The organism is Paenalcaligenes sp. DL 309, from assembly GCF_057475285.1.
In genome coordinates, this window is sequence record NZ_JBYBKW010000014.1 from 1 (window position 1) to 24,016 (window position 24,016).

Here is a 24,016-nt window from a genome sequence, read left to right on the forward strand (position 1 = left end):
ATAACACCGAACGACCACACGACTCACTGAATGACATGACGCCGTTAGAGTACCGAAATGCGGCATAAATTCTCTACGAGATGACTGTGTTATAAATGGGGTATTTACAATACGTACTATCACTTCCTCTCATCCAGATAGAAAAAGTGTTTACTATCACAAAGTGCCTTTACTGAGTAGTAGGGAGATTTTAGGTTTTCTTGATAGGTAACTTCAACGTATAAACCACAAAGTAATGTACAGACAAAACCTTTTAGAGTTAGTAAGAATCGGTTAGTTGGAAAATTAATTTAGCTTTTTTTAGAAAAAGACAAAACGGCTTTAACGGTCATTTTTTATAAATCATTTCGGCATGCCGAAATCAGCAGCTTGCAATCCATGTTTAAGAGTGGAATAATGACGTCTATAATATCACTCACTGACACTTAAGATTGATGCCTAATTATAGCTAAAATCCTCTTCGATAAAAAACTTACTATTCACGAGTTGAATAGTAACGGGATTTATATGCATTAAGCATGTGAGTTTGTTAAGCTTATTTAAGTGTCGTGCTTTTATACCAAAAAACAGAAATAGCCTTTACGTTATATAGCCTATAAGCTATAATTCAATAAAGACTAAGAGGTGATTATGTGGACAGTGATTACTGTTGATTATTTTGATGAATGGTTTATAGGCTTAAATGAAGCAGAGCAACAAGATATATTAGTAAGTATATTTAAAATTGAGGAATTTGGACCTGTACTAGGCAGGCCAGATGTAGATACACTATCTAAAACAAAAAAGGTTAAAAACCTCAAAGAGTTGCGAGTACAGCATCACGGTAAACCTTATCGTATATTTTTTGCATTTGATCCTTTACGACAAGCCGTCTTACTTTGCGGCGGTGATAAAACAGGAAATAAACGATTCTACGAAATCATGATTCCTATAGCTGAGAAAGAGTTTTTAAACTATTTAGAGACAATGAGGTGATTTATGGCCAAACCATTAAATGAGTTATTAAAAAAGTTAAGTCCAAACGTTGTTCAAGCAGCTAAAGAGCAAGCCGTACAAGAAATTTTTGAAATCCGTCTAGCAATGTTGCGAGAAGAGCTTGAGCTCTCACAAGTACAAATGGCAGAGCGCTTAGGTGTTTCTCAACCTTCTATCGCTAATCTCGAAAAGCGTGGACAAGAAATAAAGTTATCCTCTTTAAAGCGTTATGTCGACGCTATGGGTGGTAAGCTAACACTAAATATAGAATTAGCGGATGGCCGTCATATAGGGATGAGCGTTTAACTACGCGCTATAAGGTATAATGAGGCTGTTTTAGGGTACTGTATTTGCACAGGATAGTTACCAAAAACTAACATGCCAATATTCAGACATATTTACTGGTCTTTCCCATTTTATCGAGTGAACTAGTTGGCATCCTCCCCGCCCTAGAGGATGAAGATTCCTACGACGTTCAGGCTACCATCGCCTGACTCGCTTCGGTGGGTGCTTGGCCCGACACGCCCTTACCTACAGGCGAAGTGTCTGCACAAGCTAATCGGGCGTGTCCCGCCATTAACACATTGATCGCGCCGACTAAATCAGCGTTTTCCTCGAAACTACAGTCCAGACATTCGAACAGCGCTTGGCTGCGCCGGTTTTCTTTGGAAATATGACCGCAGCAGGGGCATGTTTGGCTGGAGTTTCTGGGTGGCACAGCAAGGAGTTCCCCGCCTAACCACGCCAACTTATAGTCCAGCTGGCGTCGAAACTCGAACCAGCCTTGATCGAGAATGGCTTTATGTAGGCCGGATTTAGCCTTCACGTTTCGCCCTGGTCTTTCTGTTGTGCCTGATGCTGTGTTGGACATATTCCGAATCTGCAAATCCTCGATACACACCATCGCGTGGTTTTGGCTGATTGTAGTCGTGGCTTTGTGCAGGTAGTCGTGTCGGGCATTGGCGCGTTTCTCGAAGAAGTTTTTGTAGGTGCGCTCTAAGTCTTTGAGGGCTTGCTGCAAGGCTTGGGAGTGGGTTTCAGATAACCAAGGCCTTGTTGAATATAAAACGACACGATCTAGCGAAATGGCGCATAACACGCTATTCATCTTCGCCTTAAACGACGAGACTTTCCGCGAATTTTGGTATGCACATCTTCACTACCGAAGATTTAGGAGCTACTTCAAAGCGCATCGACTTAAACGTTGATAGATCGTATTGCGTCAAATCTGCATTAGCGACGAAATTTTCTGCTTACGCATCACCGTGTAAGTGATGACATGGGTAACTTATCGTTGGTTTTCATATCAATTTCTTATTTAATGAAAATAGAAATTAAAAAAAGTGGTAATTCCGCATCTTTGCGTATTCCTTCAGATGTATTGAAGAGCCTCAATCTTTCAATTGGTGAAGAGCTATCTATGATGATCACCGAAAAAGGTCTGTCATTTGAGAAAATTGAGACTCCTAGAAAAGACTGGTTTGATAACATTGATTCAACTGCTGTCCTCAGTGAAGCTAAAGAGATGGAAAAAGAATTTGGCCATGTACAAAGTACCAATCTTGATAACTGGGATTCGGGTGAAGAGTGTTAATTTCCTATTCGTTGATGGGTCATACTCTAAAATCATAGATATAGCGCCCTCTAGATTTATCTAAGTTTACATAAATATCATTAATCCATATTTATAAATCTAATAAATGTAAGGGCAGAGATAAATCCACCTTTGTATGTAAGTCACGATGACGGCTATTTCAACATTGCTTTATGCCTAGCTATAGTTTGCAAGTAAGGCGGTGAAGACACTCCCTCCGGCACTATCGGCTCGTCATCTAAGCTCAATGCTGTCGAGTCAGGATCGTTTTCTGAGATACTCCATGCTTCAACTATATTTATTTCTGCCTTCAACACCGAGAATTCATCCTTTCCATTCACAGCTATAAGCTTTCCGTCCTTGATCCCAACACAGCTAACCCAAACCTTACCAATCACTCGAAATGCTTCCATAAAGCGATTTATGTTGTTATTATCCTTTGGTTCCATTTTGTGTATTCTGGATATGATTTGAAACACTCTTCCCTTGGATGTATCAATATTCTCGGAAACAACCACCTTATAGTGAAAAGGATTCTTCCTGTCTATGCCTGTAATTATTGAAATTCGGAGCCTGTTATTTTCATCAAATTGGCCGACCTTTTTCGCTATGTCAATCCAAATAGTCTTTGCAAAATCAAAATTTTCATAGATAAGATCTAATCCTAACCTACCATTAGGGTACTGAGAAAAAGCAACGCCTTGCCACTTTGCTTTGTCCCATAGCCTTGCTTTTATCAATCCTTTAACACTATATTCATTATGCTGTAGCGAATCATAGTTAAATAAATCCTCCGGAGCACTTCCTTTTCCGATGTTAGGTGTTTGGTCAGCTGGCTTGGCCTTATGATGATTTTCATCCCACCTTTCGGATCGAAGAAGCTTATACTCTCCGAGTCCAGCCCTAGTCAGAATACCCTTGATACTATCGTAAGCTTGGTTACCAAATATATTATTCATAGCTACAAAGCAGGAGCTAAAAGGAACAGAGCGTTCTAGTGCTCTGTCTTCGCCGAATAGTTTTTCAAGTTCGCCATCAAAGTTATTGTGCCGGAACATATGCACAAATATATCTACCACAAACCCCCTCAACCAACTTTGTATCACTCCTTGTTCAAACACACCTAATCTGTCACTATTCGACATGGAGCAAGTAACTTCCACTATAAGAATCTCAGAAGATTCGTCAAAATCGTGTGTTATAAAAAAGTCATCATCATCAGCGATTAGTTCAATCCTAAGCTCTGACTCAATTACCATCAATTGATCAACTAGCCCTGTAGAGAAAAAAGCCTCAATAGATGCCAATATAGACTCGGCTAGTTCGACTAGAGGGCTACGGACAGGAAAGAAAACCTCTATAGAGCACCCCATTACCTTTGACTGTAAACTCGAGTATCGTTCACTCGCAAGTGATAGTTTTGGAATATTAAATCCTATATTAGTATCCCTTACAAGAAGAGCAGTTCTTAAATAATCATCAACTGAAACCTTATACTCTTTCTCAATGATATCTTCATGACCGAGAATATACAGAAGAATTGAACGGGAAAAGTATAAACTCAGATGTTCTAGTACGTCTGGCAACTTCGTTAAAACACATAATTCATTTAGATCTGCATTTACCAAACATTGAGAAAGAAAGGCTTCATACCCATTGAACTCTTCCTCAGAAATGATATTTTCTCCCAATCCTCTTTCAATTATACGAGCTATTTCCCAGAATGAAAGAGAGTAATGAATACGACCTAGGAGTAACTCAATTCTAGCAAGTCTTGCATAGCTACGAGTTTGAGCAAAAGATAGTTCGCCTGACTTCCAAAATTCGTCAGTAACAATAGATGCAGCAAACAATAAATTTGCCCTAGCAGACCAAAGCAGACCTACTTTTTGATAGGCAGAAGCCAGTACATTAAGTGCACTGTACATCTCTTTTCTGGTTTCTTTCTTGTACAAGCTAACTAGGGATTTACCAATCAACTTGATAGCTTGGTATGGCTGATTAGATTCTAGTCTCTTTGCCCCTCGCTTGAGCCACAACTGTGCAGCTCTTACCTCACCATCTCGGCAAGATGCCTTCTCAGTCAAAAAATCAAGGAGCGACTCATAGCTCTCGCTGTCACCAAATACTTCGTCTAACTCATTAATTAAGTCGTAAATCTCGTAGAAAGGGAAGCCAATTAAATTCTCTCCCTCCTTAACGATATCCAGAATATTGGTAAAATGTTTTGATGCTGAATCAATATCATTAATGCAGTAGAGTGAGAGCATTTCTAAGTTAACTTTGCTCATGAGTGAGTTACTTGGCCTTTCTTTTATTTCAGCCAGTGTCTCAATGCATTTTTTTGCGTCCTGAATAATTGGGGCATTGTGCAACGCATCTTTCTCACCAGCGTGTCTTTTGTGAGATACATATAGCCCGATCAACGTAACTGCATCTCTCCACTTAACAGAAATTCCTATCTTTTTTGCTAAATCAACGCAAATTAACAAGTTATCATAAAATAGCTCGTAGTCTTCAAACCACCAATATGCTGCCCATGCAAACTGATACCTCGTATCAAATTGCTTTTGCGCAAAACCAAATTTTTCAGCAGCCCTTATTGCTCGTTCAAATAACCCCTGAACCTCAAGTCTCGGCTTTTCTAATTCTTTAGACAGCACTGCAACTTCGAGCAACCAATCCAACTGGTTAGATGTTATATTTGTTACATCAATGTCATTAGAAAGAAGTTCATTAAGTTCATTGAGCCTCAACGTTTTTTCATAATCGTTTGCTCCCTGCTTAACTGCTCTCTGCCAATCAACATCAATAGATAAAGTTTCAATTGCTAGCCTTTCTAATTTATTCTTAAAAACTTCGTCTACAATCCAAGAAACATCTAATATTCTAATATCCATCCCTGTTTCTTTTGACAGACTATCTTCCAAATCACTTCTTTGATTCGACTTTGTATAGCAGCTTGTTATGCAAAAGACCTTTTTATAACCTCTCGCCGTCCCTTCAATCTTTTTTACATCCTGACGACACTTACTTTTCCAGTTTTCTTGTGTACTAACAGCAAACGCCCAACGTTCGCTTTCGGATGCTTCATTAACACCGACATACCAAAGAACTTTACTTTGCTCCGATACAGGAAATGTTTGAGTATCAGTTTTTCCATCTCCACCTGCAACGGGTCCAGTTTGCTCAAGTAAGTTCGGACATATGACTTTTTCACATAACTTCTTAGCAAAGTCCTCAAACGCTAACTCCTTACTTTTTCTTTTTAAGTTAGAAAGCGTAAATTCTAAAAAGTCACGACCTAAACTACCTACTTCTTCAACAATCGAGTCAGAAAATCGCTCAGGTCTTCTGGCTTTCATGAATATCTTTGGAGAAAATTTTCGCTTATTATTATCTTCCATGAGCAACCCTTTCTGTTAAAAACATGCTAATATTAACCCTTATAAAAAGGTAACTAATCTGTATGTAAGGTAGAGTGTAGTAGTTCCAAACCGTCTAAAATGGAAAAGTTGACACTGAGATTTAAAATTGATCCTATACTTTTTTTGATCTACATTTAGATTAGATATATCAAATCCTTATTCTTTATAAATTATACTACCCCAGTCTTATCCACTTCCTCCATAAGCCTATCTGTTTCTGTTAACGCAAGAATTATTCTTTGATAGTGAAGAATATCATCAAAATTAAGCTAACCCCCCTCCTCGATCTTTTAACCATTTTTGAGTGAGTTGATCTCCACCTATATAAAACTCCTAAGCGAGTAGCGGTACATTGTCAAAGTACTGAGTATCGTTAATCCACACATTACCTAAACTGTCAGAAGTAACATCATAATCCGGGTTGGTTTTATCAGTCGTGCACCTCATCAATCACGCGCTCTGTGACCTTGGCATACAGGATCAGACGTTTGGTAAACCTTCGCTGTGAACCAAGTAATCAAGCAAAACTCCGTTATTAAGTACTCCTTCATAAAAGACATGTCCCCAAGAATTGACTGACTTGATTTGCTCCATATCTCGGAAAATTTTAATTTTTGCCAACACATCCATTCTTTTTTCTCTCAGCTGACCAACTAGTCGTAGAAGGAGTATATAATAGGCAGTAAAAAATCGATAATATCGCGAATAGATATCAAGCCCCTGAAGATGTCTGGACACAAGTAAGCGAGCGTCAGGAGGCAACTCTTCGGAAGCTAGCAACTGTATTGAACTGGGAGCATTGAACGGCTCCTCAATTATCAACGTAACTAATTGAGTGTCAAGAAACTCATCGAAATATGGGTGTATGAACAACCTCTCCTGATCTATATTCAACATTTTTGCCCCTTTTGCCCCTTGGCAAATATCACACATAGGGAACAGGTTTGCTGGCATTACGGCGAATTCCGGGTAGATTTCCTTAGGCAGGTAATGATCCAAAGTATTGGGCGTGCCGTCCTCACCACAGGCAGGGCAATAGGTTAGCGTTCGCTTTCTCAACTCATTAAGAATCGGTTTCTGCACCGACTCATCGTGGGGGGACAAGTAGAGATTTCGAAACCTGTTACCCACGTCCTTCGGAGCAACTTCAGCCCACGGTGCAATCAATTCTGGATTTCCGCACTCAGCCAAGTATTGCTTAACCCTCTCTAGCCACTCTAAATGAATACTTGTAAAAAAGTTCCGGTTGATGCCATTCTGTCTCTCTAATACCAGTTGATCAATTAACTGAGTCTCACTAATTTTAAATCGAGGCATTTCCAAACGTGTCACCATTTACCTTTCCCCATAGCGTGGATCTGGATAAGCATCTCTTCATTTATGTTTTCTCCTAAAGCCTCTATTAGAGCGTCGGTTGAGCCATATTCATCGAGTTTGATTTTCAACCACTCCTCGAATGGTTTCGACACCGATTTATCTCCAAATACATAAGAAGAGATTCGTTGTATGTCTCCTCCGAAAGTTTCAAAAGGAGGATGATTGACAAATACCTCATTAGGCGTGCGCTCGAACACGTGTACACAATGGCGAGGTAGCTCGCGGACAGTTACGAGAGAGTGCGTTGCCAGCAGAGCTTTAGAGTCATAGGCGACCAATAACTGTTTGAGCATACGAATAAAAGCAATCTTCAACGTGGGATGGAGAAAAAGCTCCGGCTCATCAATAATGATTAGACTACTCCGGCGCATCGCACCCAGAATATTCGCAACAACATAAGAAAAAAGACGTTGACCTGAACTGAGCTCTACTGGATTCCCATTTTTTATAAATACAATGCCAGATCTGTCATGCACATATTTTTTCAGTCCATCCACATTAAGGTTTTTGACTCCTTCAGGGAGAACTGGCAAGTAGGCTTCTGGCAAATTGGAGTCCGGTTCACGAACCTCAACCTTAATGAAAGCCGAGGCCCACATAGGCTGCTCGAAAAGCTCGTCATCAGTTGGTTGCCCTATAACACCAAGAGCGACACAATCGAAGTCGATTGCTGTTTGTAAGACTGTTTGTAGTGTTCTCACCTTGTCAGACCAACTTTTTATTGCCCCGTATCGCTGATCATCAGCCACGCAATTGATGAGTGAATTTGCTGCATTTCTGCGCGGCCAATCACGGGAAAGCCTTACGATCTGTCGCTCGAAACCAAACTCATCAGTGATTGTATGAAATGCTCGTAGTCCGAAGTATTGGTATACGTCGTTGTCACCGCGTCCGGGCTTGTCATAATGCTTATCACCTTCGCTACTCATAGGGAAAAGCTCAAATGGGCTATACGAGATCACTACGATCTGATTGATATTTACTGCACTCTCGAAACCTATCTCATTTTTTGCTTACGGGTCGAGTTCTAGCCAAGACTCAACTAGCTGTATTAGCGTCTGGGATTTTCCGACTCCGTTGGCCCCAATCAGCACGTTAATGTCGTTAGGAAGGGGGCTGTTCATTGCATAGTTGAGACGCAATGGTTGTATTGCACCGACTGTATTCCTGAATTTAAAAACAAAATCGCCGATGCTGATTCCTAATTGGCAGAAGAAACGCCAGCCATCAAGAAATGCTGCGACCGACGCGCGCTCTCGTTGCAAAGATTTAGAAAAACCTTCGGTCTGTGTAAGTCGGATGCTATCGGCGTCCTCAGAAATATGCACCATGTAACTAGCGTCACATAGGACTTGAGCTACTTCAGCCGCAGCTTGCATGTCAAGATGACCCTCGATCTGTTCGTAGAAAGTGAGTGAATTTGGTGTTGATATATAAGATACTTCTGGAACGGGGAACTTTCCGTCCCAACCTCGTGCTATGAACTCATCGAGAAAACTAAAGGAGGCTTTTTGCTCGTCAAACAAAATACGAATCGAACCTAACTCGACTATTTCTCCACCAATCCTGCATAGGGTAGGAAAAGTAGTTCTGTAGTTGTAATCGTCCCAACGATCGAAAAGCAACAGAATAAAATCGCCTTTGGTCGCAAGTACAGCACGCTCTTTAGCCTTGTCCAGCCCTACATAAATAACATTCATGCTCCTGATCCCATGTAGTAGAAAATGCATGGAGACTCTACTTGAACCTCTCGCGTACATTCATAAATATAACCATATGATAAGCGGACGGCCCTGAGTTAGCTTATGACTTCATAGAATTTATAATATAGAGATACAAGCTCTTTCTGCGGCGTCTGCTTATGACAGGAACAGCGACCATCTTTGCTGCTGTCCTGTTCGATTGTAAGTAAACATAACACTATTACATATCATCGACTTCCATAGCAAGCTACCGCACCGTACTTTCTAGCTTAGTATGACCAAGAAGCAACTGAACTACTCTCAAGTTTTTTTGCTTTGATAAATCAATAACGCCTCTGTTCTTTGTACTGCATGTATTCCGTACGATATCGAGTCTAAAGTGAAGTGACCCCCAATAGTTGGACGGTTTCATTTACTGGGCACTAAAGGCCTGTGTTCGGTATTGCACTGGACTCAGTCCTCTCAGTTTTAGTTTAATTCGTTCGTTATTATAGTAGTTAATATATCTGGCAATTGCGTTTTTTAACTGTTCTATCGATTGCCATTTTTGTAGGTAATAGAGCTCGGATTTTAATGTGCCGAAAAAGCTTTGTGAGTACTCATCTCATAGGCAATAATTTCTCCATTATACAGGTCCATCATTGGTGATAAATAAAGCTTTTCTCCCGCTACATTAAACTCAGTTATATCGGTTACCCATTTTTGATTTGGTGCTAATGCATTGAATTGACGAGCTAAAAAATGGGGTGCAATTTGCCCTTCTTGGCCTCGGTATGAGCGATATTTTTTTATGCGAACCAATGATTTCAATCCCAATTGCTGCATGAGCCGCTGTACTTTTTTATGGTTCACTAATTCACCTGACTGACGTAACGCCGCAGTAATACGGCGATAGCCATAGCGCCCCTTATGCTGATGGTAGAGGGTTTGAATTCTTTGCTTTAGACCTAACAAAGGGTCATCTACTTTCTGCTTAGCTAACTGATAGTAGAAAGTACTTCGCGAGAGTTGGGCAATAGGCAGCAACATATTTAAATAACTTTGATAGACCACGAGGTATTGCCATTGATCCTCCAGCACAAGGTAGCAGCCATTTGCAGGTTGAAGGTATAGCAATGGATACGATGCCTACTGAATTTACGAGTTGGACTAGTTTGACAGATATTGAGCGGCGTCGATTGTATCTACGCGATAGTGCCGGGATGAAATTTATTTGTCTTGATTTAGATGCACAGGTGAAGAAAGCTGACTTTATAGCTAAACCCATGCATCAGTTGTTTCAGCCGATCAATCAGATTGACTTACTCTCGCCTTAATCCTATGAGCTTAATATTAACCGTAATATTTTATTCATTATAATCTTACTATTTTGAAGGGAAACGTTAATGGCCATCACTGATAGGCTGCTGCCGCGTAGTAAAGTACTACGCATTATCGAACACCCTGCCATAAAAATCGTCATTCCACTACTCATTGGTTTGATTGCTTTTTTTGTGCTGCACAAGCTCGCAAGCCATGTAAAATGGCTAGACATTAAAATGGACCTTGCTGCCACACCTGTGCAGGCGCTACTCTTAGCTTTAGCGTGCACCACGCTCAGTTTCATTGGCATCTCGTTCTACGACGCCTTAGCCCTTCGTTCAGTTGCACCGGGATATGGCGTATCAGGATTGCTGGGTTTTTCTTATCTGACCGGTACCTCCATTCGTTATCGCATCTACTCCTCGTTTGATCTTGATCTGGCACGGGTAGTCGGTGTTATTGCGGTCTCTTGGACGGGCTTTCTGTCTGGAATGACTCTTATTTTTGGCAGCTTGCTGACTTTCCATCCACGTGAACAAGGCACGATGCTGCCTATTTCACCAGCCGTTGAAACCGGTATTGGTATTTTGCTGTTAGCTGCCTTAGTTTTCTATTTAATTTGGTTAGCCACTGGTTCACGCAGCGTGAAAGTCAGCGGTTTTCAGTTATCAATGCCAAACCTGAAAAGTGGCGCTGCGCTAACGGGTGCCGGGCTACTTGATCTTAGCGCTGCCGCTATGACGTTGTAGGTGCTCTTACCCGGTGATGTAGCACAGAATCTTCCCTATTTCTTTACCATCTACTTTGGCGCTATTGCTCTGGGTCTGCTCAGCCACTCACCTGGTGGTTTAGGCGTGTTTGAAGCCACCATGATTGCAGGCTTAGGTGCAGCTGGGCGTTCAGATGTATTAGCCGCTCTCTTGATTTATAGGGTGATATACACCATACTCCCGTTCCTAGTTGCTACGGTAGGCCTCAGCGTGATGGTGGGTATAAAGCAACGCCGTACACTAACAGGCGGTGCGCAAGTGCTCTGGCGCGCCTTTCTCCCGCTTATTCCGCCTATGGCGGCCGGTATAGCTTTGTTGGCGGGTGTATTCCTTCTGGTTTCAGGTAATCTACCAGCGGAGCAGTCACACCTGAGACTATTGCGCGGCATGCTACCCCTTTCTTTCATCGAAGTCTCTCACTTAGCGGGCAGTATTGTGGGACTTTTATTGTTGGTGGTAGCACGTGGCCTTTATAGAAGACTACAGCGTGCTTGGTTGGTGGCCATGGTGCTGATCGCCATTGGCTTTTTCGTCTCTTTGTTTAAAGGACTAGATTGGCAAGAGGCCTTGTTGATGCTAACCACTCTTGTGATCTTAGGTTTATTTCGTCCGGCTTTCTATAGGGCAGACAACGCTTCCGTATTTCGCCTAAATACGGCCTGGATTATTAGCCTCATCGTTCTTATGGCGGCGGTGTTTTGGATTGGGGTTTTCGCCTATTCACATGTGCCGTACCGTAATGAGCTGTGGTGGGATTTCACCTGGCACGGTGATGCTTCGCGTTATTTACGCGCTAGCCTCGCGGTGGCCATTATCTTAGCTGTGATCGCATTTAATTCGCTCATAACCTATAACACCTCCAGACGAGAGCGCCTTTATCGCCTACGCTGATACCGGCCGTTCATTGATTGCTAAAGGAGATCCAGTGGGTGACTCTAAGGCAGGCCAAAAGCTAATTTGGCAATTACGTGAATTAGCCGATCAACAAGGAAAGCGCTGCGCCTTTTACGCCGTCTCCTCCAATTACCTGCCCACTTTTCTCGATTTAGGGCTGTCTATTCTCAAGATTGGTGAAGTGGCTAGAGTTAATTTACGTGGTTTCACGCTTGACGGCTCACATAAGAAAGACCTACGCCAAGCACGCAACCGAGCGGTACGCGATGGCTATCAGTTCGAACTGATAGCTGCTAGTGAGGTTGGTACTATTATGCAAGAGCTGCGGACGATCTCTGATGCCTGGCTTGTTAGCAAACAAGGCGAGGAAAAAGGCTTCTCTTTAGGTGGTTTTACTGAAGAGTACATTGCTAACTTTGATATTGCTGTGCTGCGCAGTAACACGGGTGAGATTGTGGCGTTCGCTAACCTTTTTAAAGGTGCTAATCTGCACGAGCTATCACTAGATCTAATGCGTTATCGCCCCGGTGGACCTAGCTTTGCCATGGATGCGCTTTTTGCGGAGCTTATGCTCTATGGCACCGAGCAAGGCTATCAGTGGTTCTCATTGGGTGCTGCACCTTTCTCAGGCATAGAAAACCGCCAACACGCCTCGATTTGGAATCGCATTGGTGGCTTTGTTTACGAGCATGGTGATCATTTCTATAATTTTGAAGGTTTACGAGCGTTTAAAGAGAAAATGGGCCCAGAGTGGAGTCCAAACTACTTGGCTTGCCCGGGTGGTTTAGCCGCGCCGCAAATTCTTTACGAGGTGAATGTCTTGATTTCAGGTGGCATTCGAGGATTAACGAAATAGGTCATTCATGTTAATACTCCGATTTCGCTTTACACTGGTCTTTTTGATGGCGATGCTGGCTGCTAATTTACTAGCCGCTGGTTTGGGCCAAGACTTACCTAGCGAAATGCTCAGAGACTGGGGAATAGGGCATAACTCCTTGATGTCGGGGGAGATTTTTCGCCTTATCACGGGCACGTTTCTGTCGCACGATGCGGGTATGCTCGTGCGACAATTTATTTTCACCGCCGTAGTGATTGGTTATACTGAATGGCTGCGTGGCACTACTCAGACTGCCGTGTTGTTCTTTGGCCTTGATATAGTCGGCACCTTATTATTATTGGTGTGTGTGGGCGCCGCACAAGGAGCTGGGCTGATCGATATCACCGCAATGAATGATGTGGGCATGTCGATTGGTGGCTTTGGTCTGATTGGCGTGGCGCTCAGCACGTGGCGCCATAAATGGCTACTAGTAATCGTTATCTTTTTGGCAATTGCTATCAAACTTGTCATTGCACCCCATTTATTAGCCGATGCGGGGCATGTTCTGGCTTTATTTTTAGGCTTTATTCTAGGTCAGCTGTTTGCATTGTTACAACCAGCCTCTGCCAGCAACCGTAATTATTCGTAAAATTTATTATGACATTTGTTGTTACCGAAAGCTGCATACAATGTAAATACACCGATTGTGTCAGCGTTTGCCCCATGGATTGTTTTTTTGAAGGACCAAATTTTTTAGTTATCAATCCAGACGAGTGTATTGATTGTTCAATTTGCGTGCCGGAGTGCCCTGTAAATGCCATTGTTAGCGAAGATGAAATCGCGCCAGAGCAAGCGCATTTTGTGCAGCTAAACAGAGAGTTATCACAGCATCCTGATTGGAAACGCATCAGACAACCGACTGACCCCTTACCTGATCATCAAAAATGGGCGGAAGTCAAAGCTAAGTTTATCATGCTAAACATTCCTACATAAAATCATTGAGTAAATCGAGCAATGCAGATCTAAGCGCGCTAAAACATAAACTATGTCAACGTTAAAATCCTCCACCCGGCTTAAGTGTGCACGTTGCATACGGCCAGCATCACATTGTTTGTGTACTTATATCAGTACCGTGTCAAATCGTATTCAAGTACTGGTTTTGCAGCACCCCAATGAGCAAAAGCACCCGCTGAATACAGGCCGTTTGGCGGTATTGGGGTTACAAAATGCAGAGTTGTTAATAGGGGAGCATTTTCCTCAACTCAAAGAGAAGCTTGCTGCCGTAGAGTCTGCTTTTTTGCTGTTTCCAGCGAATGAGCACAGTGCGATACAGCCTTTAGCCGCTATTGCTGAGCCTGTGTCTACGTTGCTGATTGTGCCAGATGGTACATGGCGTAATGTGCGTAAAATCATTCAAATGAACCCGATCTTAAGCATTTTACCGCACCTGAGCCTAGCTGAAGGTGAGCCCTCACAGTATCGGGTACGAAAAACACGTGAAAAAGCGGCGGTATCTACCATCGAAGCCATCGTTCGTACTTTGACGGTTTTAGAGCCAGAGCACGATTTTTTACCGCTTTTACGGCCATTTAATCTTTTGATTAAGCAACAAATTCAGGCCATGGGAGTTGAGGTGTACGAACGTAATTATATCGCTCCAGCTGATTGAAGATGGCTACGTTTTACCTGCTTATGCAGACTTTAGCATTATCTAACTTGGGTTCCTATGCCTTGTCGCTGCCACTTCGGATGTACCGCCAAGGGCCCTAAGTGCCAATGCGGTGTTTTCGGATCTAGTTTTGCCCAAGTTCCAAGCCAAACGCCTAAGCGTACTACGCCAATGATACGTTTCATGGTTTTTCAGCAATAATTTTCTGCGCTTGAGGTAGTTAATTAAATGTTACATAGACGTATATAATAGCAGAGACATCTTAAATCAAAGGCAAAGGAGCACTGTCAATAACCCCGCCCTAAAGTGAAGTGACCCCCAATAGTTGGACGGTTTCATTTACTGGGCACTAAAGGCCTGTGTTCGGTATTGCACTGGACTCAGTCCTTTCAGTTTTAGTTTAATTCGTTCGTTATTATAGTAGTTAATATATTTGGCAATTGCGTTTTTTAACTGTTCTATCGATTGCCATTTTTGTAGGTAATAGAGCTCGGATTTTAATGTGCCGAAAAAGCTTTCCATAACCGCATTATCTAAGCAGTTTCCTCGTCGAGACATGCTTTGCGTTAACTCATAATTTATCAGTAACTGTTGATAGGTTCGATGTTGATAATGCCAACCTTGGTCAGAATGAACGAGTGGCTTTTCAGTTGATTTTAAACGCTGCTTTGCCTTTTTTAGCATTTGTACAACAAATTTAAGTCTAGAGTGAGTACTCATCTCATAGGCAATAATTTCTCCATTATACAGGTCCATCATTGGTGATAAATAAAGCTTTTCTCCCGCTACATTAAACTCAGTTATATCGGTTACCCATTTTTGATTTGGTGCTAATGCATTGAATTGACGAGCTAAAAAATGGGGTGCAATTTGCCCTTCTTGGCCTCGGTATGAGCGATATTTTTTTATGCGAACCAATGATTTCAATCCCAATTGCTGCATGAGCCGCTGTACTTTTTTATGGTTCACTAATTCACCTGACTGACGTAACGCCGCAGTAATACGGCGATAGCCATAGCGCCCCTTATGCTGATGGTAGAGGGTCTGAATTCTTTGCTTTAGACCTAACAAAGGGTCATCTACTTTCTGCTTAGCTAACTGATAGTAGAAAGTACTTCGCGAGAGTTGGGCAATTGACTCGTTTTTCGAGTCGATTCTTTTTGCTGAAGTAAGGCATCGAGCTTTTTTAGGTATTCATTCTCCGCACGCAAGTATTCATTTTCTCTACGTAATTGAGCTAACTCCTCGTTAGAGCTGACGGCTTGAGTCTTACTGTGTACTTTTACTGGTTTCATTTTGGGAACGGGTCCTTTAGGTCGTGGCTCAAGTGCTGCAAGTCCACCTATATCATACAACCTCTCCCAGGTTCTCACGAGACTTGTACTATCTCCAAGGTTAAAATAGACAGTCGTTTCTCGTAAAGACATGTGATTTTTTCGCATATGCATGACCGCCTGATACTTAAACTCGGCTGAATGGACACGACGTTTTTTAACAAACGCTTGTTCGCCATGACATTGATAGTGTTTTATCCAGTATCGGAGCGAGCTGATATTAACGCCATAAATCTTTGATAAAGCACGAGCCCCCAGACAATTTTGAGCTGCGTATTGAACAACTTTTAATTTAAAATCTGCACTATATTTAGCCATAAAAAGACCCCAAAGGTTAGAATTAATGTCCAACTATTGGGGGTCACTTCAAAGCAGTAGCAGTTACTCAGGACATATACTATCCTAGCGTACTGCCTAGTCGACAATTATAAAGAGACGTGAATCCTGCTTTAGAAAACGAAATTTTCAGTCTGCAGCTGTTTGTAATATATCAATGCTCTTAATGATTCGCGTGTTTACTAATTGACTCCACAGATTGTACGGGGCGTTTTTTTCTGCACAACAATCGCACGAGGTGCCGCATGCTACCCTTATGTAATATCATAGACTCGCAGTTTTTACTCAACAAGTTTTCCTTTTTCCAAGGTTTAGGCATTAAGGCTATATGTATAGTTGCTTACATGATGAGCTGCTTTTTTGAGTGGAAAGGAGTTTTAGTATTCTCCTAACAATAGAAGTTAAATAAGCCGTTGAGAGAAAGGATGAACAGATGCTATTCGAGCCTAAATAGGTGTTTATGAATCAGCTTGTGTGTCATTGTTAAACTCATTGAGTACTCGATATAGTAATGTATTAACACAAGTCAATGCTTGATATCTGGGGGCCGATATGCGTACGACTACACCTAATGCCCCTACTAATGTCGAGGGCCCCAGTCGTTTAGCCACCACATCGCGATGAGGATGAGATAGATCAATCGCTGTTTGAGCCGTTGGACTTTCAGCAATGTAAGCAGATTATTATCAGACTGGAAGCGTGTAACTATTTTATTTTAGCAGACCAGTTCACATCAACGCTCATTCTTGTAAGAATAACAGGCTGACACACTGGTTAGATGATTGATCAAACTAAATATCAGAAAGAAACTTGTTATGCTCCTCTAGTGGTAGAGCTACTCCAAAACAACAGTGCGACTGACTGCTTTAGGCTAGAAGCACTGGAGGTACACGATCCATACTGGTAACTTCAGTATGTTTAATATATTTCGCACTGAACCTTTATTATCACCGGAAACTTACAATGTATTTGTCAGATTTTTACCATATAGAGTCTCTTCGTCGTCAAGCGGTCATTGAAGGGAAAACAGAATGCGCTGTGAATTACTCAACCCAGTTATTTGAGCTGACCAAGGATATACCTCACTTTCAATTCCCAGACTCCTACGCGATGACTGACGTCTTTACAACATACATTTCTAAAGAATTGGTCGAGGCTGTATCTAGATTAGATGCAAGTAAATTGGCAGTTGAGATTAATGACGATTTAGATTTGTGTCGCTCTTATGTTGAGGACTTACTCGATGTAGACTTAAGTAAGGTTGAGATCGTTAGAGTAGAAGGCGATTATGAAAATATTGAAGGTCAAGCGATGCCATGCGGAGCTACTGAACACCTCGTCATTCTTCCTCCTAAGGGAAAATATTTTATCTCGCCTGACTTGGTTATTCACGAATTTGGTCATACTTGTGAGTACACCTTGCGACGAGCAAGCTACGACCCTGAGATGATCATGTCACATAGACTCTTTAGTGAAACAATAGCTCATTACTGTCAATTTAAATATCTAATTGAATATGGAACAGAAGACCAACGTCTTGGTGTAGTAGGCTCAATAACAAAGGAGTACCTCTTACTTAAAGCAATTCTCTCCCACATTTCACTACCTAAATCTTCGGTTAATCTTCAAATTGAGCGTATTCTCAACAACGAGCAGCTTGTCGACTTCGTTTCAGTATATGGTCAACGAAAAATAGTACAGCTTATTTCATTATATCCCACTCATAACATAGCAGAACTCTACCATTACTATGTTGAGCCACGAATGGGAGCCATTCTTGCACTTCAATTAATAAATAACGGTACTGCTATTCGAAGCCTATGCACGGTAAAAGCAGATAGATCAGTCAGAGCCAGCCTTGAGAACCTGAATTTGGACGCCGATAAATTAATGAAATTTAACAAGGCCGACACTTTATTGAAGAAATTTGTGAGCGGGACGTTTCGCGAAGCGTGCATCAAATCTTAATGGATTGATATTTTCTTCTACGTTTGGAAGCTGTGGACTACCGTGAACAAGGCCTAATAATGACATTCAGCTTTAGCGTTACTCCAAAAACGGAAGGGAATTTGGGTGTTGCAGGATAAACTATGGTCTAGTGCTAGCCGATGTTAGACATCATAAGCAATTTTAATATGCTATTAATATGGCGTTGCCCTATACCCTGATTGCCGGGTAGAACCTGAATCGGTGGTGTAATCAGAGTGTCGATTCCTATTTATGGGTAACCCCTCTAATCCCACATTAGCATTTGATCTACACTCAAACAGCAGAAAATAAAAAACCATCTTAAATCTAGTTCTACTATTCTGATTTAAATGAGATATTTTGCTTTTGGTACTATATCTTTAATTCGGTCAGGGAGAGCGAATTATGATTCTATCGTATTTGAAGCGGGAAAAGAAGAAGTATAGTTCCCAACTATTATCTCCGCCCACTGCATCGCCACTTTTAAGGCTACGTTCTCCGGAGAGAAGATCTTATGGCGTTTGGTGGCTTTGCGAATCACGCTGCTTAAGGACTCGATGGCATTGATAGTGTAAATCACTTTACAGATGACTGATGAGTATTCATACAGCATTCGAAGTAGCCTAGCCGATAAGTACAGTACGACTTACCCCTATTACTAAACATGCCCTCACTACATTGACACAGTGAGTAACAAAATCTTCAATTCGTGCTTTTTCTCTGTAATCCGGCCTGTGTCCCCCCTTTTGCAAATAAATCATCGCTTGATTCTCCAAGCCGACATAAGCAAACAGGCGTTTGAGCTTGGTCAGCATCCGCTTCATTTCGGATGCTGACATGCCAACGTATTTGGATTTCCAATTGTAGTACGTGGCACTACTAATTCCATGCTGGCGGCAAACATCGCTAACCTTCACATTTGCATCTTTTAACACCACAATGATTTGCAACTCTGTAAATCATGATTTCTTCATAATCGTCTCCTATATAACGTATCTCATAAGACTCCAATTATGACTGTCCAGTTCAAGGGAAATGAACAGTAACTATCAGCTGCTATAGTAGTTATTTATTACTTGGACGATAATAAAAGGCTAAAAAGATAGAATCAACCTAATACGTTATAGATTAATCTGCTCATTTACATAATAATTCTACGGCTTTTAGAAGATTATTTAGATTTGCTATCAAATTAAAGCACTAAGCCTTATGTATAAATTTTCAGAAAACTGGTATCACATAAATTCTATATTAACTGGCTATAAGACAAGATACGAAGAATCAAGATTTTATTCGTACTCTGATCATATCCATGCTAAGGCATTAGCGATTTTTTTAACTTGTGCAGACTTAGCAACTCCGAAATTAGATCGTTTAACGGTTAAAGCGATCCTAAATGGACAGAAGACTTGGCCAAATACGAATAACGGAGAGATGTTTCAAGGCGATATCTTAGAGTTAGAGCTACTTGAAGAACTTGGCTTAGTCACCTTTTATGCCGATTGGTGCTCAGTTTTTTGCCATACTCCTCAAAGATTGGAAGGCGTAGACCAAACTTTAATTCCATTAATCAAGGCCATCGAACATATTAAAGACATAATTTATGGAAGAAACGGGTATGTTCAACCTTATTATCGATGTGATGCGGATGTTTTTAAGAAACTTATAAATGAAAACTTTGGGAATCAGCCCATTTCTATACTGTTGCCAGAGTTATTTCTTGAGAATAATTACTTTAAACTGCGCCCTGGAAATGAGAATTTCGACTCTTTAGTTAGTACCTATCTGTGGCACATGCTGAGTGAAAAACTCGAGGGTAAAGTTGCTTTTGATCGATGGGTGTTATGTTTTCGAGTCAACTGTAGTTTTGCTTTTCCTATTATATTTGAGGAGAGGGAAAGTGTAGCAAGGACTGAATTCAATAGTCTCCTATTAGAGTATCTTGCTCAAGATATAGGACTTAAGACCTCCACTGAAATTATTTTTAAGCAAGCAATCAATGAAGCTTCTTTTTCGCACCTAGTTAGTCCCCTCAAAAAAACATTGAATATTTCAATGGATGCCGAAGGGAACACTACACGAGATCATCAAGACATTATTGAAGATGTAAAACCAACACTAGAATCATTGAGTCTTGCTTATCCTCTACCAAAAATTGATGAGTCATGCGCTTTAGAGTTAGTAAAAAGTTGGGGATCTTCTCAGCTTTGGCAGGGTTTAGATTATTTCTATATATTGCTCTTAGAGCAATCTATCAAAAAAAGTATCCGAATCGATAGAAGTCAGCTCATATCTGAAGACTTTATAGAAAAACTACTGTGTCTAGCAAAATCCCGTCCATTACTGAAACATTTACTATTTAACTTGCTGCCCGTGCATCAGAGTACTTCATACTTAGTATTCTTGCTATCAGAGCCTTCCACTTGCGATATCGCCCTATTTTATCTTTCGCAGCAATCATTCTCAGTTTCTAGCAGAGATAGTTTATCGTTTACAAATAATTTTGATAAAGGCTATCAACAGCTAGTTTGTTATGAGTACGTTCGGACAATTGAGAAGGAATCTAGCCGGGGTAAACGCTTACTGAAAGTTATAGATTTTCTTGGTCATAGATGTAACTTTAATACTAATAATTTTTCGAAAAATTATGAGTATCAGTTTCTAGTTTCTTTTCTAGAGAGTCTAAAGCAAGAGGATATTGTTCAACTTATGAGAGAATACTCTGAAAAGTGCATGAGAAACTCAGAAAATCATACCAATAGACGTCTTGAACATTACTGGTATTTTCTTGGGTTTTGGCTTCTAGAACGTTTAGATACTCTTAACATTCAACTTGCAAAAGAACTGTCTAGTAAATTAAGGAAGGGTCTCTTTGCTTATTATAAGACAGATTTTGAAGATGGTTTATCTGGAAAAAAATATGGATTAGAACCCAGTATTTTCTTTTTTACTCTTCCTTGGCATAAACTCATATTAGAAAATGAAGTACTAAGAATTTTAGAGTTATCGAGTCATTTTATTGACTGGAAAGAAAAATTAAACTATTTGAATGAATTTAGCTTTAGCGCTGCCTCGGCCATGCAGCACTATCTTCAAGTACTGATATACGTTGGAAGGAATATATATAAAACCAGCATAGGTAGTCGTGTGGCAAAACGGGTTATTGATATTACCTGTGCCGTTGGATTCAGTTCTCAAGAGCAAGTGAATTACTTATTTAAGGAGAACATCTATATCAATAAATTTGATCTATGGTCACAGTTTTGTTCTTATACAAACTTACTCAAAGAAGATTTATATGAAGATTTTACTGAACGCTGTTTACCGTTTATTCCTTTGAACCAATTATTTGTCTTACTTGAACGTTGTACTGTAATTGCACGAAGGAAGGAGTTACAGGAAGAGATCAATAATCAAAAATTGCTGGAGTCGAGCTTGGGACTATCTAGTATAGAACAAGCCTTTATATCGGCATGGGACAATAACAATCTTGACTTGGCTTCAAAACTAATTGAAATGGCAAAAACGGAGTTGGCTTCAGATCGATTCATCAAGGCCACACATCCTAACGTTTTAAAAATACGTAAAAGCTGGGTTAGCTATGAGTATAAGTATAAGTTAATGAAAGATTTTCACTCTTTTAAGAAAAGTCCCGATGAGTATATGGAGGCTATAAAAAATATTCCAATACCCAGTGAATTTAGTAGTAAACCTAATAGCAACGATAATCGAATATATAAGGATGAATGCAAACACTTTAAGCGCTATATAGTTGCTGCTGCATATTGTGAGACAGAGCCAGTTAAGTGTGTGAATATCATGGAAAATTTGCTAAAGGAGAATAATAACAACAGCTTCAATTTCATGTTGCTCAAAGGACAGATAAATTATTATAGAGCGAATAATGATACTAATGGGCTTAGAAGTGCTTTATTACAGTTCTTAGATAAAGTTGAAGATGTAAAGTTTGGGCAAATGCCTACACTTTGGGTTGCAACAATTTTGGAAACGTATCAGCTGATTCAAGATGACAGGGGAATTGATATTTTTTGGAGAAGGCTTTTACCAGATCAGCAGACAAGAGTAGAAATAATGCGTCCATATTGTCTAGCACTAATGAAACGCGGAGATGGCCTCATCGCTCATAAAATTATTAATGACTACAAAACTCTCAACTATGAATCTTTTGAGGACTCTGGAATTGAGGATTTAATTGATGAGTTAGGTAAGACTCAAGAAGCTTCCGTAACGCAAATAATTAGTTTGATGAGTGAGAATTCTCAACGTAGCATAGCTCAACTGAAAAAGCACTATAGTCAGATTTTATCTTATGAATTTAATGAGTATGTAGAAATAGTAGGGCAAGGACGGCAGCCACACGAATTTCTTAAAGATAGAGTGATGGAGGTAGCTTATGAGCTGTTATTACGTAAGAAAAACCTGCAGACTATATCTAAAAATAAGAAGGTAATAAGTCATAAAATTACAAACGAGGATTTGATCAATGACTGGTTTACTTCGCTATTTGATAAAAGACTGGCAGAAGCCAAAATTGGTTTTAGAGATCAGAAGCGTGGAGGGCAGTCCAGGTCTGCTAAAAGCCCAGGGGAGATTGATGGTTTTATAACAGATGCTACAAACAAACGAATTTCCATTTTTGAGGCTTTCCGTTTATTTTCTTTAGAAAAGGGAAACATTTCAGCTCATTTAGATAAAATTTATGGCTATGATCAAGAAGTACTTAGTCCTGTATTCATCGTGGCTTACTGTGATGTAAGTAATTTTGAAGGATTAGCCAAAGGATATTCTTCACTCATTGAGTGTAGAGAGCATAAGGGCTATACATCAAGTCTCAAAAAAAATAGTAAAATTGCAATTTTGGAAGAGTCGGATAATATATGGTTGGGAATGGAGCAACGTTGGAGAGGTCAAAAAGAAGTGATTTTTTATCATCTACTAATAAATATGCATGTTGAAAAGCTATCGACTCAGAAATGAGCTAATTCTATGTAAATGCCTTTTTCTTTAAAGGTAGCCTTCTAGGCGGTCACCGAACCCAATAATAAAACGATTTAAGCCAAGTTTTCAGTGGCGAACTGGACACTGGGCATCGTCTACTTTTTAGCAGTTTGCTGGATGGCCAAGCTTGAATCTCCAGACTGAAATATGTAAACAAGGGTTTGAGATTTTTCCTCTTCCAACTCTCACGCATCCGATCCCTCTCGGGTGCTTCCATCTCACCGTTTTTCGATTTCCAGTTGTAGTACATTGCACTACTAATTTCATGCTGGCGGCAAATATCGCTAAATTTCATACACGCATTCACTTTTTTAGCACCGTACTGATTTGCGATTCAGTAAATCGCGATTTCTTCATCATCGTCTTCTACGTAAAGTATCGCAGAAAACTCCAATTATGACTGTCTCAGTTTAGGGGAAGTGGACACCTTCTCTGCTCACAACTATTTAGTCCGCCCACAACAATTGTAAAGTTAGTAAATGCCCATTATTTTTTAAAATAGGTCGCTAGCTCTCAACTGCTTTATCCATCCAAATCTTGTAGATATTTAGAGGCACTAACTGTTAAGTATGGTTTTAGCTTATATTTTCTTCTGATTTCACGAAGAAATTCTAATCTTTTTTTTCTGACTAATTTGTTTTTAAAACTGATGGGTAGTAGATTATATAAAAGGGGAACCTCCAATAAATTATCTATTTCATTGATAAAACGGATGCCTATGTCCACTTCCCCTAAACTGAGACAGTCATAATTGGAGTTTTCTGCGATACTTTAGGTAGGAGACGATAATGAAGAAATCACGATTTACTGAATCGCAAATTATTGCGGTG

20 protein-coding genes and 6 pseudogenes are annotated in these 24,016 nt (G+C 40.5%); 12 read left to right on the plus strand and 14 right to left on the minus strand.

Annotated elements, in window-relative coordinates:
- Nucleotides 1-630: 630 nt before the first annotated feature.
- Complete coding sequence (locus AC2UZJ_RS11740) at nucleotides 631-975, plus strand: type II toxin-antitoxin system RelE/ParE family toxin (RefSeq protein ID WP_486950344.1); 345 nt, start codon at nucleotides 631-633, stop codon at nucleotides 973-975.
- 3 nt (nucleotides 976-978) lie between these two features.
- Nucleotides 979-1,281 (plus strand): helix-turn-helix domain-containing protein, encoded by a 303-nt coding sequence (locus tag AC2UZJ_RS11745; RefSeq protein WP_486950345.1) that lies wholly within the window; start codon nucleotides 979-981, stop codon nucleotides 1,279-1,281.
- 169 nt (nucleotides 1,282-1,450) lie between these two features.
- Here AC2UZJ_RS11745 and AC2UZJ_RS11750 read toward each other — a convergent pair.
- Nucleotides 1,451-1,939: pseudogene (locus tag AC2UZJ_RS11750) on the minus strand (RNA-guided endonuclease InsQ/TnpB family protein); the annotation flags it as partial.
- A 151-nt stretch (nucleotides 1,940-2,090) separates the two neighbouring features.
- Nucleotides 2,091-2,216: pseudogene (locus AC2UZJ_RS11755) on the minus strand (hypothetical protein); the annotation flags it as partial.
- A gap of 38 nt (nucleotides 2,217-2,254) precedes the next feature.
- On the opposite strand from AC2UZJ_RS11755, the gene AC2UZJ_RS11760 reads away from it, so the two are divergent.
- Entirely contained in the window at nucleotides 2,255-2,569 is a 315-nt protein-coding gene (locus tag AC2UZJ_RS11760; RefSeq protein ID WP_486950346.1) for an AbrB/MazE/SpoVT family DNA-binding domain-containing protein, read from the plus strand.
- 155 nt (nucleotides 2,570-2,724) lie between these two features.
- Here the strand turns inward: AC2UZJ_RS11760 and AC2UZJ_RS11765 are convergent, their stop codons facing one another.
- The 7 genes and pseudogenes from AC2UZJ_RS11765 to AC2UZJ_RS11795 form a co-directional block, all read right to left on the minus strand.
- Nucleotides 2,725-5,976: a hypothetical protein gene (locus AC2UZJ_RS11765; protein WP_486950347.1), complete on the minus strand. Its 3,252-nt coding sequence runs from the start codon at nucleotides 5,974-5,976 to the stop codon at nucleotides 2,725-2,727.
- Between the two features lie 191 nt (nucleotides 5,977-6,167).
- Nucleotides 6,168-6,387 (minus strand): annotated as a pseudogene (locus AC2UZJ_RS11770) (type ISP restriction/modification enzyme); the annotation flags it as partial.
- 90 nt (nucleotides 6,388-6,477) lie between these two features.
- Complete coding sequence (locus AC2UZJ_RS11775; protein WP_486950348.1) at nucleotides 6,478-7,332, minus strand: hypothetical protein; 855 nt, start codon at nucleotides 7,330-7,332, stop codon at nucleotides 6,478-6,480.
- Entirely contained in the window at nucleotides 7,326-8,303 is a 978-nt protein-coding gene (locus AC2UZJ_RS11780) for an AAA family ATPase (protein ID WP_486950349.1), read from the minus strand. Before AC2UZJ_RS11780 ends, AC2UZJ_RS11775 begins: the two co-directional genes overlap by 7 nt.
- Nucleotides 8,304-8,387: 84 nt before the next feature.
- Nucleotides 8,388-9,074, minus strand: a complete 687-nt coding sequence (locus AC2UZJ_RS11785; RefSeq protein ID WP_486950350.1) for a hypothetical protein — start codon at nucleotides 9,072-9,074, stop codon at nucleotides 8,388-8,390.
- 250 nt (nucleotides 9,075-9,324) lie between these two features.
- Nucleotides 9,325-9,419: pseudogene (locus tag AC2UZJ_RS11790) on the minus strand (integrase); the annotation flags it as partial.
- Nucleotides 9,420-9,489: 70 nt separating this feature from the next.
- A pseudogene (locus AC2UZJ_RS11795) lies at nucleotides 9,490-10,103 on the minus strand (IS3 family transposase); the annotation flags it as partial.
- A gap of 89 nt (nucleotides 10,104-10,192) precedes the next feature.
- Here AC2UZJ_RS11795 and AC2UZJ_RS11800 point away from each other — a divergent pair.
- The 7 genes from AC2UZJ_RS11800 (at nucleotide 10,193) to AC2UZJ_RS11830 (ending at nucleotide 14,529) form a co-directional block, all read left to right on the plus strand.
- A complete protein-coding gene (locus tag AC2UZJ_RS11800) occupies nucleotides 10,193-10,393 on the plus strand; it encodes a hypothetical protein (protein ID WP_486950351.1) in 201 nt (66 codons plus the stop codon).
- 69 nt (nucleotides 10,394-10,462) lie between these two features.
- Nucleotides 10,463-11,128: a hypothetical protein gene (locus tag AC2UZJ_RS11805; protein WP_486950352.1), complete on the plus strand. Its 666-nt coding sequence runs from the start codon at nucleotides 10,463-10,465 to the stop codon at nucleotides 11,126-11,128.
- Nucleotides 11,129-12,040 carry a hypothetical protein gene (locus AC2UZJ_RS11810; protein WP_486950353.1) on the plus strand — a complete coding sequence of 304 codons (912 nt, stop codon included), beginning with the start codon at nucleotides 11,129-11,131 and terminating at the stop codon, nucleotides 12,038-12,040. It abuts the gene before it with no gap.
- Between the two features lie 13 nt (nucleotides 12,041-12,053).
- Nucleotides 12,054-12,899, plus strand: a complete 846-nt coding sequence (locus AC2UZJ_RS11815; protein WP_486950354.1) for a phosphatidylglycerol lysyltransferase domain-containing protein — start codon at nucleotides 12,054-12,056, stop codon at nucleotides 12,897-12,899.
- A gap of 7 nt (nucleotides 12,900-12,906) precedes the next feature.
- Nucleotides 12,907-13,509 carry a hypothetical protein gene (locus AC2UZJ_RS11820; RefSeq protein WP_486950355.1) on the plus strand — a complete coding sequence of 201 codons (603 nt, stop codon included), beginning with the start codon at nucleotides 12,907-12,909 and terminating at the stop codon, nucleotides 13,507-13,509.
- An 8-nt stretch (nucleotides 13,510-13,517) separates the two neighbouring features.
- Nucleotides 13,518-13,853 carry a ferredoxin FdxA gene (fdxA, locus tag AC2UZJ_RS11825; RefSeq protein ID WP_486950356.1) on the plus strand — a complete coding sequence of 112 codons (336 nt, stop codon included), beginning with the start codon at nucleotides 13,518-13,520 and terminating at the stop codon, nucleotides 13,851-13,853.
- 52 nt (nucleotides 13,854-13,905) lie between these two features.
- Nucleotides 13,906-14,529, plus strand: a complete 624-nt coding sequence (locus AC2UZJ_RS11830) for a tRNA-uridine aminocarboxypropyltransferase (RefSeq protein WP_486950357.1) — start codon at nucleotides 13,906-13,908, stop codon at nucleotides 14,527-14,529.
- A gap of 38 nt (nucleotides 14,530-14,567) precedes the next feature.
- Here the strand turns inward: AC2UZJ_RS11830 and AC2UZJ_RS11835 are convergent, their stop codons facing one another.
- Nucleotides 14,568-14,714 carry a GNAT family N-acetyltransferase gene (locus AC2UZJ_RS11835; RefSeq protein ID WP_486950358.1) on the minus strand — a complete coding sequence of 49 codons (147 nt, stop codon included), beginning with the start codon at nucleotides 14,712-14,714 and terminating at the stop codon, nucleotides 14,568-14,570.
- Between the two features lie 154 nt (nucleotides 14,715-14,868).
- Nucleotides 14,869-16,181 (minus strand): IS3 family transposase gene (locus AC2UZJ_RS11840; RefSeq protein ID WP_486950359.1). Its coding sequence is split into 2 segments (ribosomal slippage): nucleotides 14,869-15,719 and nucleotides 15,719-16,181, totalling 1,314 coding nucleotides; the frame shifts between segments, so codons are not numbered across the junction.
- Between the two features lie 981 nt (nucleotides 16,182-17,162).
- On the opposite strand from AC2UZJ_RS11840, the gene AC2UZJ_RS11845 reads away from it, so the two are divergent.
- On the plus strand, nucleotides 17,163-18,167 hold the full coding sequence (locus AC2UZJ_RS11845; protein WP_486950360.1) for a hypothetical protein: 1,005 nt from the start codon (nucleotides 17,163-17,165) through the stop codon (nucleotides 18,165-18,167).
- Between the two features lie 475 nt (nucleotides 18,168-18,642).
- Here the strand turns inward: AC2UZJ_RS11845 and AC2UZJ_RS11850 are convergent.
- Together AC2UZJ_RS11850 and AC2UZJ_RS11855 are read right to left on the minus strand one after the other, a co-directional pair.
- Nucleotides 18,643-18,777 (minus strand): annotated as a pseudogene (locus AC2UZJ_RS11850) (IS256 family transposase); the annotation flags it as partial.
- A gap of 13 nt (nucleotides 18,778-18,790) precedes the next feature.
- The gene (locus AC2UZJ_RS11855) at nucleotides 18,791-19,117 is read right to left on the minus strand and encodes a transposase (protein ID WP_486950361.1); all 327 of its coding nucleotides are present in this window, start codon (nucleotides 19,115-19,117) and stop codon (nucleotides 18,791-18,793) included.
- A 259-nt stretch (nucleotides 19,118-19,376) separates the two neighbouring features.
- Here AC2UZJ_RS11855 and AC2UZJ_RS11860 point away from each other — a divergent pair, with 259 nt between their 5' ends.
- Complete coding sequence (locus tag AC2UZJ_RS11860) at nucleotides 19,377-23,165, plus strand: hypothetical protein (RefSeq protein ID WP_486950362.1); 3,789 nt, start codon at nucleotides 19,377-19,379, stop codon at nucleotides 23,163-23,165.
- 49 nt (nucleotides 23,166-23,214) lie between these two features.
- Here AC2UZJ_RS11860 and AC2UZJ_RS11865 read toward each other — a convergent pair whose 3' ends face one another.
- Complete coding sequence (locus AC2UZJ_RS11865; RefSeq protein WP_486950363.1) at nucleotides 23,215-23,481, minus strand: transposase; 267 nt, start codon at nucleotides 23,479-23,481, stop codon at nucleotides 23,215-23,217.
- Nucleotides 23,482-24,016: the final 535 nt, after the last annotated feature.

Bases quoted from the DNA above. Each gene is read 5' to 3' on its own strand.
- AC2UZJ_RS11740 (WP_486950344.1), top strand. From the start codon at position 631: ATGTGGACAGTGATTACTGTTGATTATTTTGATGAATGGTTTATAGGC.
- AC2UZJ_RS11745 (WP_486950345.1), top strand. From the start codon at position 979: ATGGCCAAACCATTAAATGAGTTATTAAAAAAGTTAAGTCCAAACGTT.
- AC2UZJ_RS11760 (WP_486950346.1), top strand. From the start codon at position 2,255: ATGGGTAACTTATCGTTGGTTTTCATATCAATTTCTTATTTAATGAAA.
- AC2UZJ_RS11765 (WP_486950347.1), bottom strand. From the start codon at position 5,976: ATGGAAGATAATAATAAGCGAAAATTTTCTCCAAAGATATTCATGAAA.
- AC2UZJ_RS11775 (WP_486950348.1), bottom strand. From the start codon at position 7,332: ATGGTGACACGTTTGGAAATGCCTCGATTTAAAATTAGTGAGACTCAG.
- AC2UZJ_RS11780 (WP_486950349.1), bottom strand. From the start codon at position 8,303: ATGAGTAGCGAAGGTGATAAGCATTATGACAAGCCCGGACGCGGTGAC.
- AC2UZJ_RS11785 (WP_486950350.1), bottom strand. From the start codon at position 9,074: ATGAATGTTATTTATGTAGGGCTGGACAAGGCTAAAGAGCGTGCTGTA.
- AC2UZJ_RS11800 (WP_486950351.1), top strand. From the start codon at position 10,193: ATGGATACGATGCCTACTGAATTTACGAGTTGGACTAGTTTGACAGAT.
- AC2UZJ_RS11805 (WP_486950352.1), top strand. From the start codon at position 10,463: ATGGCCATCACTGATAGGCTGCTGCCGCGTAGTAAAGTACTACGCATT.
- AC2UZJ_RS11820 (WP_486950355.1), top strand. From the start codon at position 12,907: ATGTTAATACTCCGATTTCGCTTTACACTGGTCTTTTTGATGGCGATG.
- fdxA (WP_486950356.1), top strand. From the start codon at position 13,518: ATGACATTTGTTGTTACCGAAAGCTGCATACAATGTAAATACACCGAT.
- AC2UZJ_RS11830 (WP_486950357.1), top strand. From the start codon at position 13,906: ATGTCAACGTTAAAATCCTCCACCCGGCTTAAGTGTGCACGTTGCATA.
- AC2UZJ_RS11835 (WP_486950358.1), bottom strand. From the start codon at position 14,714: ATGAAACGTATCATTGGCGTAGTACGCTTAGGCGTTTGGCTTGGAACT.
- AC2UZJ_RS11845 (WP_486950360.1), top strand. From the start codon at position 17,163: ATGTATTTGTCAGATTTTTACCATATAGAGTCTCTTCGTCGTCAAGCG.
- AC2UZJ_RS11860 (WP_486950362.1), top strand. From the start codon at position 19,377: ATGTATAAATTTTCAGAAAACTGGTATCACATAAATTCTATATTAACT.
- AC2UZJ_RS11865 (WP_486950363.1), bottom strand. From the start codon at position 23,481: ATGAAATTTAGCGATATTTGCCGCCAGCATGAAATTAGTAGTGCAATG.